The following is a 15,513-nucleotide window of genomic DNA, read 5'->3' as shown; positions in this document are numbered from 1 at the left end:
CCGTGACGGACTACGCTGCGACCGTGGCCGATATCGAGATTCCCGCTGACATCAAGCCCGCCGACGGACGATTCGGGGCGGGCCCCTCCAAGGTGCGGACGGAAGCGCTCGAAGCGCTGGCCGCGACCGGGACGTCCCTGCTCGGTACCTCCCACCGGCAGGCGCCGGTGAAGAACCTGGTGGGCCAGGTCCGCCAGGGAGTCAAGGAGCTCTTCTCGCTGCCCGACGGCTACGAGGTGGTGCTCGGGAACGGCGGCTCGACCGCGTTCTGGGACATCGCCACGCACGGGCTGATCGACAGCAAGTCGCAGCACCTGTCCTTCGGCGAGTTCTCGTCGAAGTTCGCGAAGGCGGCGCAGCTCGCGCCGTGGCTCCAGGAGCCGACGATCGTGAAGTCGGAGCCGGGTACGCACCCGGAGCCGGTCGCCGAGGCGGGCGTCGACGTATACGCCTTCACGCACAATGAGACGTCCACGGGTGTCGCGGCGCCGCTGCGCCGGGTCGCGGGCGCGGACGCCGGGGCCCTGGTCCTGGTGGACGCCACCTCGGGCGCGGGCGGTCTGCCCGTCGACATCACTGAGACGGACGTCTACTACTTCGCGCCGCAGAAGAACTTCGCGGCAGACGGCGGCCTGTGGGTCGCCGCCTTCTCCCCCGCCGCGCTGGAGCGGGCGGCCTCGGTCGCCGCGTCCGGGCGGCACATCCCGGCGTTCTTCGACCTGCCGACGGCGATCGACAACTCGGTGAAGAACCAGACGTACAACACCCCGGCGCTGTCGACGCTCTTCCTGCTCAAGGAGCAGCTCGAGTGGATCAACGGCCAGGGCGGTCTGGAGTGGGCGGTCAAGCGCACCGCCGACTCCGCGTCGCGGCTGTACGGCTGGGCGGAGAAGTCCTCCTTCGCGACGCCGTTCGTGGCGGACCCCGCGCAGCGCTCGCAGGTCATCGGCACCATCGACTTCGAGGACGGCGTCGACGCGGCGGCCGTCGCGAAGGTGCTGCGGGCCAACGGGATCGTGGACACCGAGCCGTACCGCAAGCTGGGCCGCAACCAGCTCCGGGTCGCGATGTTCACGGCCGTCGACCCGGCCGACGTCGAGGCGCTGACCGCCTGCATCGACTACGTCATCGGGCAGCTCTGACCGCTGCCACACATACGGCAACCGCGACCCCGGCCAGGCAGGACGGCCGGGGTCGCGGCATACCGTCGTATTGTCGGCCCGCTCGTACCGCCCCTACGCCCGTGCGCCCGTACCGCCCCTACGCCCATACCGCCGCGCCCAGTCGGCGTCAGTCGCGGTGGCGTTCCCGATTGCGGCGCAGCAACTTGCGGGCGCCCACGCCGATGGCGCCGATCACGGCGAGCACCCCGATGCCCACGACCCTGCTGCCGGTGCTCGTGGTGCCGGTGTCCTTGGCCGTGCCCGGTGAGGCCCCGGGAGAGGCCGCGGAAGAGGTCTGGGCGCCCTTGTGGTCGTCCGCCGACGCGCTCGCCGAGGCGGCCACGCTGTCGGGCAGCTCGTCGCCGCTGAGCGGCGCGCGCCACACGTCGCTGTTCTTGCCCTCGCTGCCGAACATCAGATTCCGGCCGTCGGTGGTGAAGGTGACGGACTCGCCCTGCCGTTGCATGGGGACGTCGAGGCTGCCGATCTTGTGCGGGGCCCCGTCGGCCCAGCGGTAGCCGGTCGCCCCGAGGTAGCCGCGCAGCACCAGGCGGGTGCCGTCGGGCGAGAAGGCGCCGTCGGTCACCCAGGGGACGTCGGCTATGCGGTGGAAGGTGTTGACGCCGCCCGCGCTGAGCTCGGCCGGACCGGCGTAAAGCGCCCCGCCGTCCTGATTCTTGCTGGCGATGTACACCCGGCCCGTCTTCGGATGCACCATCAGGGCCTCGGCGTTACGGGGTCCCGCGTCGTAACGGACGGTGTAGCGGGTGACGTCGACGGTGCGGTCGCCGAGCTGCTTCGGCTCGGGGAAGCGGTAGATCCAGACCTCGGGCCAGGTGCCGCCCAGGTTGTCGCCGATGTCGCCCACGTAGAGGTCGCCGTCGGGGCCCAGGGAGATCGCCTCCACGTCCCGCGCGTGGATGCCGCGCATGGTCACCCTGGCCACGGTCTTGCCGGTGGCCGAGTCGACGGCGTAGACGTACGGGCCGTCGTCGCTGTCGTTGTGCGTCCAGTACACGCCGGGGTGGAGGCGGCTGGCGGCCAGGCCGCTGGACTCGGTGATCCGCGGGTCGCTGAGGGAGAAGGCGACCGAGAGGCCGCTGTCGGCGACGGCGGGTACGGCGGTGCCGCAGGCCAGGGCCACGGCGGCGCACGCGGCGGCCGTCAGGAGATACGCACGCATGCACCCCAGTGTCCCTGGTCGGCGGGCGGTCGGGGATGATGCCCGGCATGCGTTACCTATTCGTCGGCGACTCCATGACCGTGGGCGCCGCGGGCGACTACACGTGGCGCTACCGCATGTGGCAGCACCTGAACGAGCTGGGCGAGCCGTTCACGGTGGTGGGGCCGCGCACCACGCTGTACGACACGGCGGCCGGCGCGGCCGTCTCCTCCGACTACGCCGACCCGTTGTTCCCGGAGCGGGCCAGGCGGCATCTGGCGGGCTGGGGCGAGGGCTGGCACCACATGGTGCCGATGATCGGCGACGTCGTACGGGAGCACCGCCCGGACGTGCTGCTGATATCGCTCGGCCTGATCGACCTCGGCTTCTACACCGACGCCGAGCAGACCGCGCGCAATGTGGAGCGGTTCATCGCGGCGGCCCGCGTGGCGGGCCCCGCGCTGCGGATGGTGCTGCTGCCGGTCATCCCCAACACCAGGGCCGATCTGGATCCGGGCTTCGCGGACCAGTGCGCGGAGCTGAACACCCGCATGGCGAAGGCGGTCGCCGAGCACGACTCGCCCGCCTCGCCGCTGCTGCTGGCCTCCCGCCCCGAGGGGTACGACATCCTGCTCCACACCTATGACGGCACCCATCCCAACGCGGCGGGCGAGCACAAATTGGCGGCGGCTTTCGCGGACGCGATGTACCAGGCGTGGGACATCGGGGCGCCCTACAACGAGTACTGAGCCGAACGGCGCCAGGACCGCGGGCCGAACGGCGGACGACGCCGCGGGTGCCCCCCGGATTGCCCCTTGATTCGAGCGCACTCCAAGAGCTTGGCTGAACGCCATGGAGTACACACAGCTCGGACGTACCGGCCTCAAGGTCAGCCGTCTGGTTCTCGGCACGATGAACTTCGGCCCGGAGACGGATGAGGCGGACAGCCACTCGATCATGGACGCGGCCCTCGCGGCGGGCGTCAACTACTTTGACACCGCCAACGTCTACGGCTGGGGTGAGAACAAGGGCCGCACCGAGAAGATCATCGGCACCTGGTTCGCCAAGGGCGGCGACCGCCGCGACAAGACGGTGCTGGCCACCAAGGTGAACGGCTACATGGGCACCGCCGACGAGCCCTGGCCGAACCACGACAAGCTCAGCGCGCTCAACATCCGGCGCGCCGTCGAGGCCAGCCTCAAGCGGCTGAACACCGACTACATCGACGTCTACCAGTTCCACCACGTCGACCGGGACACTCCGTGGGAGGAGATCTGGCAGGCGATCGACGTCCTGATCCAGCAGGGCAAGATCCTCTACGCCGGGTCGAGCAACTTCGCGGGCTGGCACATCGCGCAGGCCAACGAGGCGGCGGCGCGGCGCGGTTCGCTCGGTCTGATCACCGAGCAGTGCCTGTACAACCTGGCGGAGCGGCGGGCGGAGATGGAGGTCATCCCGGCGGCGCGGCACTACGGCCTCGGCGTGATCCCCTGGTCGCCGCTGAACGGCGGTCTGCTCGGCGGCGCGCTGCGCAAGCAGCGCGAGGGCGGCGGCGCGCGTTCCACCAGCGGGCACACCGCGAAGGCGCTCCAGGACGGCAAGCTGCGCGACCAGGTCCAGGCGTACGAGGACCTGTGCGACAAGCACGGCCTCCAGCCCGGTGACGTCGGTCTCGCCTGGCTCCTCACCCGTCCGGGTGTGACCGGTCCGATCGTCGGCCCGCGCACCCAGGACCAGCTCGACTCGGCGCTGCGCGCGCTGGAGCTGGAGCTGTCGGAGGAGTTCCTGGCGGCGCTCGACGAGATCTTCCCCGGTCCTGGGCCGTCCCCGGAAGCCTTCGCCTGGTAGGTCCCGGCACCGAGGGAACCCGGAGGAGCCCAGAGGAACACGGCGGAGCCCTGAGGAACACGGCGGGTACGGCGGGCGCGGCGGGCGGAACAGCCGCGGCGGCCGTGCCCGCCGAGCCGTGATCCGGCCCGGACGGCCAGACGGCCGGGCGGCCCGCGCAGCCGGGTGGTGTGGACGGACAGTCCGGGGTGCCGCCGCGGGTCAGCCCAGCGCGGCGGCGACGACCACCACCACGAGCATCAGGACGAAGGCGGCGGTCATCACACGAGTACGGGTCTTGGGGTCCACACCCCGAGGTTAACCGGCCCCGGTCACCCCTCCGGCCGGTGGGCCGCCGGGCGCCCCAGCGGCCAGGACTCCTCCGTCGTGTAGCGGGGCTGCTCGCCGGGGGCCCCGGAGCGCGGCAGGGCGCTGCTGACCAGGTGGAGGGTGTCGGCGTTCCAGGCCGCCCCGTGGAGGGCGGCGAGGGCGTCGGCGAAGGGCCGCAGGCTCACCGCGTGGCCGCGCTGGGTGCGGGCCAGGGTGAGGTGGGGCCGGAAGGCGTGCTCCGCGTCGGGTGGCGCGCCCGCCCGCCGGGCCGCGGCCCGTACGGAGCCGGCCAGCGCGGCGAGACCGGTCAGGTCGCCGTCGGCGCCCGCCCACAGCGCGCGGTCGCCGAACCGGCCGCCGCCGGACAGCCGCAGTGCGCAGGGTTCGTGACGGGCGGCGGCCCGGCCGAGGCGTTCCGCCAGCTCGGGTCTGACGGGGTCGGCCACCTCGCCGAGGAAGGCGAGGGTGAAGTGCCAGCTCTCCCGGGCGGTCCAGCGCAGCGCCGAGGCGTCGGGCAGACGCCTCAACGGGCCGACCGCGTCGGCCAGTTCGTCGGCGACGGACGGTGGCGGCAGCAGCGCGACGAAGAGCCTCACGGCACCGGCCGTACCGGGACCGGGCGAGCCGTGGCCCAGCGAGCCGTGACCGGGCGGCCCGGAACCCGCCGGGCCGGAGCGAGGCATGCCATAAACAGGCGTGCCCGAACCGACCGGGACGGAACCGGCCGTGCCGGAACCGACCCGGCGGGGGCCGCCGCCCGCACCAGTCCCGTGAGCCCGCGCGGGCTCATACGGCCGGGGTGAGCCGGGGCGCCGACTCGTCGTCCTGAGGCTGGGTCTGAGGCCGCGCCTGGGCCTGGGACCGGTCCCGCGCCTGGGACGTGGCCCGCGCCTGGCCCTGAGGCGCCGGCGTCTTCGCGTCCGGGCCGGGCGCCGGAGCGCCCTCCCCCGCCGCCTCCGGCGCGTCCTCGGCGTCCACGTCGCCGGTGACCGGCTCGCGGGGCACGAAGGAGAGCAGGGGCCGGCCCTTGGTCCTGCCGCGGCGCAGGTTCAGACGGGGCCGGAGGCCCCCGATCCGCGCCAGGACGACGGCGACGGCCACCGCGGCCGCCGCGGAGATCAGGCCGCCGGACAGGAAGCCGACGCGGGCGCCGTAGGTGTCGGTCACCCAGCCCATCACCGGACCGCCGATCGGGGTGCCGCCGACGAAGACCATCATGTACAGGCTCATCACCCGGCCGCGCATGACGGGTTCGGTGGCGAGCTGGACGGTGGCGTTGGCCGTTGTGTTGAAGGTCAGGCCGAAGATGCCGATCGGGACCAGCAGGACGGCGAAGATCCAGAAGGCGGGCGCCACGGCCGCGGCGGCCTCCAGCAGCCCGAAGACGCAGGCCGCGGCGACCAGCATGCGCAGCCGGGTACGGGTGCGGCGGGCGGCGAGCAGCGCGCCGAGCAGGGAACCGGCCGCCATCAGGGTGTTGAGCAGGCCGTAGGTGCTGGCGCCGCTGTGGAAGACCTGGTTGACGAAGGCGGAGAGCCAGATCGGGAAGTTGAAGCCGAAGGTGCCGATGAAGCCGACCAGGACGATCGGCCAGATGAGGTCCGGCTTGCCCGCCACGTAGCGCAGGCCCTCGCGGAGCTGGCCCTTGCCGCGGGGCACGCGGTCGACCCGGTGCAGCTCGGAGGTGCGCATCAGCAGCAGGCCGACGAGCGGGGCCATGAAGGACAGGCCGTTGAAGAGGAAGGCCCAGCCGCTGCCGACGGCCGTGATCATCACACCGGCGACGGCGGGGCCGATCAGGCGCGCGGACTGGAAGTTCGCGGAGTTGAGCGAGACCGCGTTGCGCACATGGCTCGGGCCGACCATCTCCATGACGAAGGTCTGCCGCGCGGGGTTGTCGATCACGGTGACCATGCCGAGCAGGAAGGCGATCGTGTAGACGTGCCAGACCTGGACGACACCGCTGAGGGTGAGGGCGGCCAGCAGGAGTCCCAGGAGGCCGAGTACGGCCTGGGTGAGGATCAGGATCTGCCGCTTGGGGTAGCGGTCGGCGATGACGCCGCCCCAGAGGCCGAAGAGCAGCATCGGCAGGAATTGCAGCGCGGTGGTGATGCCCACCGCGAAGGACGAGCCGGTGATGCTGAGCACCAGCCAGTCCTGGGCGATCCGCGACATCCAGGTGCCGGTGTTGGACACCACGGCGCCGGTCGCGAAAAGCCGGTAGTTGCGGACCTTGAGCGAGCTGAAGGTGCTCGTCCTGCCGTCCGCGGGTCGGTCAGGTTCGGTTGCGGTGCCTGGTCCGGCTGCCGAACTCAATCGGGTCTCGCCTCCCCTTCAACAGGTGGTCGGTCATGCTGTCCGATGGCTCGCGCGGCACAGGTGTCGTACGGGTCATACAGCTCGTGCGGTGCATACGGTCGTGCGGGTCGTGCTGGTCGTGCTGGTCGTGCTGGTCATACGGTTCGTGCAGGTCATACGGTCATACGGTTCGTGCAGGTCACACGCTTCGTGCTGGTCATGCGGTCATACGGTTCACGCGCCTCGTACGACGTCCTACCGGTCACAGGTGAGCGAGCTTCTCCAGGACGGGAGCCGCCTCGCGGAGCACCGCGCGCTCCTCGTCGGTCAGCCCCTCGGTGAGCCGGGCCAGCCAGGCGTTCCGCGTATCGCGGGCGTCGGCGAGGATCGCCTCGGCCTGCTCGGTCTGGCTCACCACGACCTGGCGCCGGTCGTCGGGGTGCGGTTCCCGGCGGACCAGCCCCTTGGCCTCGAGCATCGCCACGATGCGGGTCATCGACGGCGGCTGCACGTGTTCCCTGCGGGCCAGTTCGCCAGGGGTGGCGGACCCGCAGCGGGCCAGGGTGCCCAGCACCGCCATCTCGGTCGGGCTGAGCGTCTCGTCGACACGCTGGTGGCGCAGTCGGCGGGACAGGCGCATCACGGCGGAGCGCAGCGAATTCACCGCGGCGCGGTCGTCCTCGGACAGTTCGGTCACGTTCATTAGGTTAGCTCATTAGCTAATCTAAGTAAAACTTGGCCAAGCGGGACCCCACTCAACCCTCATGTGCCCTTATCTCACCCATACGGGTGAGATGGCCGCCGAAAGTCCCCCGCGGCGGCCCCCCGTCCGGGGACCTTTGGGCGTATGGCATCGAGAGTGCTCAGCCTCCGCATAGACGCAGACCTGTGGGACCGGATCCGCGACCATGCCGCCAAACGCGGAATGAGCGCCCAGGACTATGTGGTCCAGGCGCTCATCCGTGACGACTTCGACGAACGGTTCAAGACGGCCGTCGACGAGACGGAGCGGTTCTACGGGCAGGACGGGCCGCTGAGCGGACCCGCCCCCACCCCTCAGGCACCGGCTCAGAGCAGGCCGAGCGCGGGCATCAGGTAGTAGAAGGCGAAGACCGCGGCCACGGCGTAGAGCGCGACCGGCACCTCGCGCCAGCGGCCGGCGGCCAGCCGCAGCAGGCAGAAGCTCAGGAAGCCGATGCCGATGCCGTTGGTGATCGAGTACGTGAACGGCATCATCACCATGGTCAGGAACGCCGGCACCGCGATGGTGAAGTCGCTCCAGTCGATCTCCCGGACCGAGCCCGCCAGGATCAGGAAGCCGACCGCGACCAGGGCGGGCGTGGCCGCCTGGGCGGGGACCATGGTGGCCAGCGGTGTGAAGAACAGCGCGAGCACGAACATCAGGCCGGTCACGATGCTGGCGAGACCGGTCCTGGCGCCCTCGCCGACGCCCGCCGTGGACTCCACGAAGCAGGTGTTGGCGGACGAGGAGGAGGCGCCGCCGACGGCGGTGGCGATGCCGTCGATCATCAGCACCTTGTTGATGCCGGGCAGGTCGCCCTTCTCGTCGAGCAGATCCGCCTCGTCGCTGACGCCGAGGATGGTGCCCATCGCGTCGAAGAAGCAGGACAGCAGCACGGTGAAGACGAAGAGCACGCCGGTCAGGATGCCGACCTGGTGGAAGCCGCCGAAGAGGCTGACCTTGCCGACGAGGCCGAAGTCGGGGCTGGCGACCGGGTTGCCGGGCCACTTGGGAACGGTGAGGCCCCAGTTGGCCGCGGGGATGTCGGCGACGGCGTCCACGATCACCGCGAGGACCGTCATGGCGACGATGGAGATCAGGATCGCGCCCGCGACCTTGCGGATGATCAGCGCCAGGGTGAGCAGCGTGCCGAGGATGAAGATCAGCACGGGCCAGCCGTTGAGGTGGCCGTCGGAGCCGAGCTGGAGCGGCACGGTGGTGTGAGCGGCGTCCGGGATACGGGTGACGAAGCCGGAGTCGACCAGGCCGATCAGCATGATGAACAGGCCGATGCCGATCGCGATGCCCTTGCGCAGGCCGAGCGGCACCGCGCTCATCACACGCTCCCGCAGCCCGGTGGCGACCATGATCATGATCGCGAAACCGGCGAGCACGACCATGCCCATCGCGTCCGGCCAGCTCATCTTGGGCGCGAGCTGGAGGGCGACGACGGTGTTCACACCGAGCCCGGCGGCGAGCGCGATCGGCACATTGCCGACCACGCCCATCAGCAGGGTGGTGAAGGCGGCGGTGATCACGGTCGCGGTGACGAGCTGGCCGCCGACCAGGTGGTGGCCGTACTTGTCCACGGCGGAGCCGAGGATGATCGGGTTGAGCACGATGATGTACGCCATCGCGAAGAACGTGGCGAGACCGCCGCGAATCTCCCTCGGGATGCTGGACCCGCGCTCGGAGATCCGGAAATAGCGGTCAAGGCCGGGGGCGGCGGGCGGCATACGGGTCCTCAAGGTGCTCAGCTTGGATGATCATACGAACAAATTCGGCCAGCGCGTGGCTGCTTCAGTATGAATAAACAACTTGTCAAACGCCATCTGCGCGCGTAGATCCTTGAACCGCACGGCCGCCACCACCTCGCGGGCACCGCGACCGGCCCCCTTACGATGGGCGCATGAGCAGCAACCGGACCCCCCTGCGCGAGGCCCCAGAGCCGCTGGAGGCCAACGATGTGGCCACTGTCACAGTCGGCACGATCATCTGGGCCGTGCTGTTCGTCGTGCAGCTCCCCTTCTACGGCTGGTACGCGGATCACGGCCATACGTGGCTGATCTGGACCTGTCTGGCGGGTGCGGGGCTCGGGCTGATCGGCCTGAAATACGTCACCGCGCGGCGGGCCGCGATCCGTCGCGCCGCCGCGGCGCGCGGTCAGGAAGGGACCTCCGCCGGGTAGAAGCGCCGGGCGCCACGTACCGTCGGACCCATGACGGAACGCACGGACACGGAGGTCGTCACCCGGAAACCGGGACTGACCGGCGGCGAGGTCGCGGAACGCGTCGCGCGCGGCGAGGTCAATGACGTACCGGTACGCTCCTCCCGCTCAACTTCCGAGATCGTCCGGGCGAATGTCTTCACCCGGTTCAACGCGATCATCGGCTTCCTTTTTCTGATCATTTTGGTGGTCGGTCCGATCCAGGACGGCCTCTTCGGTTTCGTGATCGTCGCCAACACCGCGATCGGCATCATCCAGGAGCTGCGCGCCAAGCGGACCCTGGACAGCCTCGCCGTGATCGGCGAGTCCAAGCCCTCGGTGCGCCGTGACGGTGCGTCGGCCGAGATCCACACCTCGGAGATCGTCCTCGGCGACCTCATCGAGTTGGGCCCCGGTGACAAGGTCGTCGTGGACGGCGTCATCGAGGAGGCCGACGGCCTGGAGATCGACGAGTCGCTGCTGACCGGTGAGGCCGACCCCGTGCTCAAGCACGCCGGGGACCAGGCGATGTCGGGCAGCTTCGTGGTGGCGGGCGGCGGTGCCTTCACCGCCACCAAGGTCGGCCGGGAGGCGTACGCGGCGCAGCTCGCCGACGAGGCGTCCCGCTTCACGCTGGTCAACTCCGAGCTGCGCAACGGCATCAGCCAGATCCTCAAGTACGTGATGTGGATGATGGTGCCGACCGCGGTCGGCCTGATCATCAGCCAGTTCACGGTGGAGAGCCACGACGGCAGCGAGGCCGTCCGCCGTACGGTCGGCGGCATCGTGCCGATGGTGCCGGAGGGCCTGGTGCTGCTGACCTCGGTGGCCTTCGCGATCGGCGTGATCCGGCTGGGCCGCAAGCAGTGCCTGGTCCAGGAACTGCCCGCGATCGAGGGCCTGGCACGGGTGGACATCGTCTGCCTGGACAAGACCGGCACCCTCACCGAGGGCGGCATGGACGTCTCGGACCTGCGCCCGCTGGACGGCGCTGACCGCGACTACGTCGCCCGCGTCCTGTCCGCGCTCGGCGCCTCCGACCCGCGCCCCAACGCCAGCCTCCAGGCCATCATCGACGCCTACCCCCGGCCGGGCGGCAGCGCTTCGAAGGACGGCTCCAAGGCAGGCTCCGAGGACAGCGACCAGGACAGCGCCCAGGACAGCGACCAAGTCGGCGACCGGGACGACAGCGCCGCCAAGGACACCGCCGCGGACGGCGGTTGGCGCTGCACCGAGGCGCTGCCCTTCAGCTCGGCCCGCAAGTACAGCGGCGCCGCCTTCAACGAGCCCGACGGCACCAGCAGTACGTGGCTGCTCGGCGCGCCCGACGTGCTGCTGCCCACCGGGCACGGCTCGCTCGCCGAGATCGACCAGCTCAACAACGAGGGCCTGCGGGTGCTGCTGCTGGCCCGCACCGACCGCCCGCTCGACGACCCGCGGGTGGCCGAGACCGTCACCCCGTACGCGCTGGTCGTCCTCGAACAGCGGCTGCGGCCCGACGCCGGGGACACGCTGCGGTACTTCGCCGAGCAGAATGTGCAGACCAAGGTCATCTCCGGCGACAACGCGGTGTCGGTCGGCGCGGTCGCCGGCAAGCTCGGGCTGCCGGGCGCGGACGCCCCGGTGGACGCCCGCCAACTGCCCACCGACCAGGACGAGATGGCGCAAGTGCTGGAGGACGGCGCCGTCTTCGGGCGGGTCACGCCGCAGCAGAAGCGGGACATGGTCGGCGCCCTCCAGTCCCGCGGGCACAACGTGGCGATGACCGGCGACGGCGTCAACGACGTACTCGCCCTCAAGGACGCCGACATCGGCGTGTCCATGGGGTCGGGTTCCGAGGCCACCCGCGCGGTCGCGCAGATCGTGCTGCTCAACAACAGCTTCGCGACGCTGCCTTCGGTGGTCGCCGAGGGCCGGCGGGTGATCGGCAACATCACCCGGGTCGCCACGCTGTTCCTCACCAAGACGGTCTACTCCGTGCTGCTCGCGGTGCTCGTGGTGTGCTGGCAGGTGCCGTACCCCTTCCTGCCGCGGCACCTCACGCTGCTGTCCACGCTCACCATCGGCGTGCCCGCCTTCTTCCTGGCGCTCGCACCCAACAAGGAGCGGGCCAAGCCGCATTTCGTCCGGCGGGTCATGCGGTACTCGACCCCCGCGGGGATCATCTGCGGGCTCGCGGCGATGCTGTCGTACCTGCTGGCCCGGCACCACTACTCCGGCAGCGGGGCGCTGGACGCCGAGACCAGCGCGGCCACGCTCACGCTGTTCCTGCTGGAGGTGTGGGTGCTGGCGATCGTGGCCAGGCCCTACACCTGGTGGCGGATCGCGCTGGTGCTGGCGATGGGCGTCGGCTTCCTGATCGTGCTGGTCGTCCCGTGGCTCCAGTCCTTCTTCGCGCTGAAGCTGGTGGGCGCGCAGATGCCGTGGACGGCCGTCGGTATCGCGGTGGCGGGCGGACTGGTGCTCGAAGTGGTGTGGGGGTGGGTGCGCAGGCGCGACACGGCGTGAGCCCCCACGCCTGAGGGTCCGTCAGTCGAACCAGCGGTTCATGGCCAACTCCTCGGTACGGGTGGGGTCTTCGAGGAGCGCGGCCAGTTCGAAGCGGCGGTGCCAGTGGGCCGTGGCCCACGCCAGGCCCGCGGCCACGCCCTCGACCGTGGAGGCGTGCAGGGTGCCGTCGATGTAGCGCCAGGAGAGTTCGACGTCCCCGGTGACGAGCAGTTCCTCGTGCTCGATGTACGTGGCGGGGGCGCCGGGGAGCAGGTCGTGGACGGCGGGCAGCACGTCGTGGATCTCGCCCTCGGAGACGACACGGGCCTCGACGGCGTCGCTGAGGCGGCGGACCTGGAAGAGGTCGGCGAGGTCCGCGGCCAGCCGCGGCGGCACGGGCAGCAGGGCGCGGCCCGCGGCGAGCGGCAGCAGGTCGGGGGCGTCGGCGACCAACGCGTCGGCGGCGTCGACCACGCGGGGCACGCCGTCCACGACGGCCCGCAGGTCGTCGGGGAGCGTGACCTGCTCGGGGTCGAGTTCGGCCAGCGCCGCGTAGAGGTGGTGGAGCTGGGCGGGGGCGACCCGCCGCTCGGGGTCGGCCAGCCGCGCGAGGAGTTCGGCGGCCCCGCCCGGTTCGTCCAGCAGCGCGCGTACGGAGGTGCGGACGCCCAGCGCCCGCAGCACCTGCTCGTCCACGGCCGTGCCGGTGGCGGCCTCGTCGTAGAGCCCGGCCAGCAGCGGGTCGCCGCCCGCCGCGCGCAGGCCGACCGGGCGGCGGCCGTCGAGCACGGGGTGGTCGCGGAGCCACCAGGCGGCGTAGGGGCGTACGGAGTCGGTGGTGCCGTCGGGGAGCAGGACGCGTACGGGCGCGGTGATCGCGTCGCGCAGCGGGGGGCGGGAGAGCAGCGCCAGCGCCTGCGGCCAGGCGTCGTCGTCCACCAGGTCGAGGTCGCGGACGCCGATCACCTCGGTGGCGACCGGCGGCACGTCGGTCTCGGGGAGGCGGTCCAGGACGTCCTCGCACCACACGTCGACGGCGTCGAGCAGGCCGATGTCGTCGGGCTCGGCCCAGTCGCTGTCGCGCGGTTCGAGGTCGTCGGGGTCGAGGACGACGTCGGCGGCGCGGACCAGCGCGAAGGTGGCGAGCACCCCGACCGCGGCGAGCGGCTGTTCGCCCCAGCGCTCGGCCAACTCGGCGTCCACGGCGGCCAGTTCACCCTCGCGCAGGACGGATTCCAGGGCGCTGCCGGGGAAGACCAGCTCGCCGGCCGGGGCGAGTTCGCCCTCCTCGTCGGGCAGCGCGAGGGCGGCGAGCCACGGCTCCTCGCCGGGCGCGAGCCCCGCGGCGCGGGCCAGAGCGAGGACGGTGTCGGCCAACTCCTCGGTGTCCAGGGCGTTCTCGTCGTCCCAGGCGGCGCCCTCGTCGTCCAGCGAGGCGGCCACGGCGGCCCTGACCTGAGGGGTGGTCAGGACGGCGCGCGGGGTGGCGGGGGACGCGCCGAGCTTTTCGAGCAGCGGGTGCACGGCGTCGGCGTGGGCGACGCGCAGGCCGAGGCGGGCCAGCGCGGCGGGGTCCACCGCGCCCGTGTCGCCGTCGTCCCCCTCCCCCGGCACCGGCAGCAGCACCTGGCGCGGGCCGACGACCGTACGGCCGTCGGCGAGCGGCACCGGGAGGCCGCTGAGGACGTCGGCGTCGGTTCCGGCCAGCGCGTCGTACAGGCGCCACCACCAGCCCGCGGGGCGTTCGGTGCCCGCGAGGCGGTCCACGGCGTCGGCGAGGGTCAGCCGGGCGACGCCCAACTGGCGCAGCGCGGGCCGCCGTTCGAGCGTGGAGGGGACCAGCGTCGGCAGCACCTCGGCCAGGACGCGTACGGCCTGCGCGGTGGCGCCCTCCACGACCTCGGCCTCGACCGGGCGCAGCGCGGGCGCCTCACCGGCCAGCGGGCCGCCGCCGTCCCAAGAGCCGTCGTCCGCGGCCTTCTCCGCCGCCTCGGGGCCGTCGGGGCCGTCGTCGGGGCGCGGCTCGGCGGCGCGCGGCAGGAAGGCGGTACGGGGCAGCTCGGCGAGGATTCTGCGGCGCAGCTCGGCGTCGAGTTCGCCCTTGCCCAGCGGTCCCGGCACCAGGTCGACCACGCCAGTGCCGACCGGCCGCCAGCCGGCCAGCAGCGCCACGTACGACTCGGCGGCGCGGGCCAGCAGGAAGTCGGTGAGCGGGCCGAGGGCGGCGTGGCGGCGGGTCGGGTCGAGCGGGAAGGAGGCGAGCAGCAGCGCGGGCAGGCCGTGCGGTTCGTCGGTGGGCGTGGGCGCGTGGACGACGGGCGCGGTGCGGGGCGCGGCCGGGGCGCCCTCCTCGTCCACGGGGACCGCCCAGGTCACCGACCAGACGGGGCGCAGCCGTTCCTCGACGGGGCGGTCGGCCAGCAGGTCGGGGGTGAGGGCGCCGGAGGCGGACGACACCCGCCAGCGGGCGGCGCCGTCGCGGTCGCTGTCCTCGATGACCACGTCGCCGTCGTCGGTCTGACGGCGGGTCAGGGTCCGTACCCCGTCCGGGGTTTCCACCACGACCTCGGACAGGCCCGGCAGCGCGAGCAGCAGCGCGTCGTCCACGGCCGCCAGCAGCCGGGCCGCGAGGTCGCCCGCGGCGCCGTCGCGCAGCGGCAGCAGCACGACGGTGTCGTACGTGTCGGGCGCGCGGCCCTCCGCGGGGAACGGCAGGCGCAGCAGCGGGACATGGCCGTCGCGGCGTCGCAACTCATCGGTCAGGCCGGGGACTTCGGCGGCCAGCGCGCGGGCCTCGGCCAGCGACCAGCGGACGCCGCCGGTGCGGCCCACCACGGCCGGTTCGTCGCTGACGGCCAGCACCGCCGCGAAGCCGACGCCGAAGCGGCCGACGGCGGCCGGGCCGTCGTCGCGCTTGGCGGAGGCGCGGAGCGTGGACAGCGACTCGACGGCGGCGGCGTCGAGCGGCGCGCCGGTGTTGGCGGCGGCCAGCAGGGCGGGGTCGTCATCGCCCTCACCGGCCCCGTGGAGGGTCAGCCGCAGGCGGCCGGGGACGCCGGCCCGTACCGCCGCGTCGGCGGCGTTCTGGGCCAGTTCCACGACGAGGCGGTCGCGGTAGCCGCCGAGGGCCAGGTCCTCCTCGGCGTTCGCGTCCTCACGGAAGCGGGCGGCCGACGCGGACCAGGCGGTGGTCACGCCCGCGCGGAGCGCGGCGGTGCCGAAGGGGTCGCTGGTGGCTTCCGTGACGACCGTCGGTCGGGTCCCTGCGCGGCTCACGTGGCCCTCCGGTTGTTGC

Annotated in this window: 12 protein-coding genes; 6 read left to right on the top strand and 6 right to left on the bottom strand. The window is 72.2% G+C overall.

The window, feature by feature from the left end; genetic code table 11:
• Positions 1-23: 23 nt before the first annotated feature.
• Positions 24-1,142: a phosphoserine transaminase gene (serC, locus tag ACIP4Z_RS20795; protein ID WP_355337449.1), complete on the top strand. Its 1,119-nt coding sequence runs from the start codon at positions 24-26 to the stop codon at positions 1,140-1,142.
• A 148-nt stretch (positions 1,143-1,290) separates the two neighbouring features.
• On the opposite strand, the gene ACIP4Z_RS20790 is transcribed toward serC, so the two are convergent.
• Positions 1,291-2,346: a hypothetical protein gene (locus ACIP4Z_RS20790; RefSeq protein WP_401310038.1), complete on the bottom strand. Its 1,056-nt coding sequence runs from the start codon at positions 2,344-2,346 to the stop codon at positions 1,291-1,293.
• Positions 2,347-2,393: 47 nt separating this feature from the next.
• Between ACIP4Z_RS20790 and ACIP4Z_RS20785 the strand changes: the two genes are divergently transcribed.
• Both ACIP4Z_RS20785 and ACIP4Z_RS20780 read left to right on the top strand, forming a co-directional pair.
• On the top strand, positions 2,394-3,074 hold the full coding sequence (locus ACIP4Z_RS20785) for a GDSL-type esterase/lipase family protein (protein ID WP_401310035.1): 681 nt from the start codon (positions 2,394-2,396) through the stop codon (positions 3,072-3,074).
• A gap of 103 nt (positions 3,075-3,177) precedes the next feature.
• Entirely contained in the window at positions 3,178-4,173 is a 996-nt protein-coding gene (locus tag ACIP4Z_RS20780; RefSeq protein ID WP_391043100.1) for an aldo/keto reductase, read from the top strand.
• Positions 4,174-4,484: 311 nt separating this feature from the next.
• Here ACIP4Z_RS20780 and thpR read toward each other — a convergent pair whose 3' ends face one another.
• The 3 genes from thpR to ACIP4Z_RS20765 all read right to left on the bottom strand — a co-directional run bounded on the left by thpR (position 4,485) and on the right by ACIP4Z_RS20765 (position 7,483).
• Complete coding sequence (gene thpR, locus ACIP4Z_RS20775; RefSeq protein ID WP_401310032.1) at positions 4,485-5,078, bottom strand: RNA 2',3'-cyclic phosphodiesterase; 594 nt, start codon at positions 5,076-5,078, stop codon at positions 4,485-4,487.
• 190 nt (positions 5,079-5,268) lie between these two features.
• Positions 5,269-6,798 carry an MFS transporter gene (locus ACIP4Z_RS20770; protein ID WP_401310029.1) on the bottom strand — a complete coding sequence of 510 codons (1,530 nt, stop codon included), beginning with the start codon at positions 6,796-6,798 and terminating at the stop codon, positions 5,269-5,271.
• Positions 6,799-7,042: 244 nt separating this feature from the next.
• Positions 7,043-7,483, bottom strand: coding sequence for a MarR family transcriptional regulator (locus tag ACIP4Z_RS20765; RefSeq protein WP_355337431.1), 441 nt, complete (start codon positions 7,481-7,483; stop codon positions 7,043-7,045).
• A 144-nt stretch (positions 7,484-7,627) separates the two neighbouring features.
• Between ACIP4Z_RS20765 and ACIP4Z_RS20760 the strand changes: the two genes are divergently transcribed.
• A complete protein-coding gene (locus tag ACIP4Z_RS20760) occupies positions 7,628-7,879 on the top strand; it encodes a ribbon-helix-helix protein, CopG family (protein ID WP_355337428.1) in 252 nt (83 codons plus the stop codon).
• On the opposite strand, the gene ACIP4Z_RS20755 is transcribed toward ACIP4Z_RS20760, so the two are convergent.
• Positions 7,849-9,258 carry an NCS2 family permease gene (locus ACIP4Z_RS20755; protein ID WP_401310142.1) on the bottom strand — a complete coding sequence of 470 codons (1,410 nt, stop codon included), beginning with the start codon at positions 9,256-9,258 and terminating at the stop codon, positions 7,849-7,851. The two genes, ACIP4Z_RS20760 and ACIP4Z_RS20755, sit on opposite strands and share 31 nt — an antisense overlap.
• A gap of 173 nt (positions 9,259-9,431) precedes the next feature.
• On the opposite strand from ACIP4Z_RS20755, the gene ACIP4Z_RS20750 reads away from it, so the two are divergent.
• Positions 9,432-9,710, top strand: a complete 279-nt coding sequence (locus ACIP4Z_RS20750) for a DUF2530 domain-containing protein (protein ID WP_355337425.1) — start codon at positions 9,432-9,434, stop codon at positions 9,708-9,710.
• A gap of 30 nt (positions 9,711-9,740) precedes the next feature.
• Positions 9,741-12,236, top strand: coding sequence for an HAD-IC family P-type ATPase (locus ACIP4Z_RS20745; protein ID WP_355337422.1), 2,496 nt, complete (start codon positions 9,741-9,743; stop codon positions 12,234-12,236).
• Between the two features lie 21 nt (positions 12,237-12,257).
• Here the strand turns inward: ACIP4Z_RS20745 and ACIP4Z_RS20740 are convergent, their stop codons facing one another.
• The gene (locus ACIP4Z_RS20740) at positions 12,258-15,494 is read right to left on the bottom strand and encodes a sacsin N-terminal ATP-binding-like domain-containing protein (RefSeq protein WP_401310024.1); all 3,237 of its coding nucleotides are present in this window, start codon (positions 15,492-15,494) and stop codon (positions 12,258-12,260) included.
• Positions 15,495-15,513: the final 19 nt, after the last annotated feature.

It is taken from the genome of Streptomyces sp. NPDC088910 (assembly GCF_044749865.1).
Lineage (GTDB): Bacteria > Actinomycetota > Actinomycetes > Streptomycetales > Streptomycetaceae > Actinacidiphila.
Note: the sequence above shows the minus strand (reverse complement) of the source record. Positions and strands in the feature narration are given on the sequence as shown.

What these genes read in the sequence shown, in the direction of transcription:
- ACIP4Z_RS20790 (WP_401310038.1), bottom strand. Translation starts at nt 2,346, where the DNA reads ATGCGTGCGTATCTCCTGACGGCCGCCGCGTGCGCCGCCGTGGCCCTG.
- ACIP4Z_RS20750 (WP_355337425.1), top strand. Translation starts at nt 9,432, where the DNA reads ATGAGCAGCAACCGGACCCCCCTGCGCGAGGCCCCAGAGCCGCTGGAG.
- ACIP4Z_RS20760 (WP_355337428.1), top strand. Translation starts at nt 7,628, where the DNA reads ATGGCATCGAGAGTGCTCAGCCTCCGCATAGACGCAGACCTGTGGGAC.
- ACIP4Z_RS20755 (WP_401310142.1), bottom strand. Translation starts at nt 9,258, where the DNA reads ATGCCGCCCGCCGCCCCCGGCCTTGACCGCTATTTCCGGATCTCCGAG.
- ACIP4Z_RS20765 (WP_355337431.1), bottom strand. Translation starts at nt 7,483, where the DNA reads ATGAACGTGACCGAACTGTCCGAGGACGACCGCGCCGCGGTGAATTCG.
- ACIP4Z_RS20780 (WP_391043100.1), top strand. Translation starts at nt 3,178, where the DNA reads ATGGAGTACACACAGCTCGGACGTACCGGCCTCAAGGTCAGCCGTCTG.
- ACIP4Z_RS20745 (WP_355337422.1), top strand. Translation starts at nt 9,741, where the DNA reads ATGACGGAACGCACGGACACGGAGGTCGTCACCCGGAAACCGGGACTG.
- ACIP4Z_RS20785 (WP_401310035.1), top strand. Translation starts at nt 2,394, where the DNA reads ATGCGTTACCTATTCGTCGGCGACTCCATGACCGTGGGCGCCGCGGGC.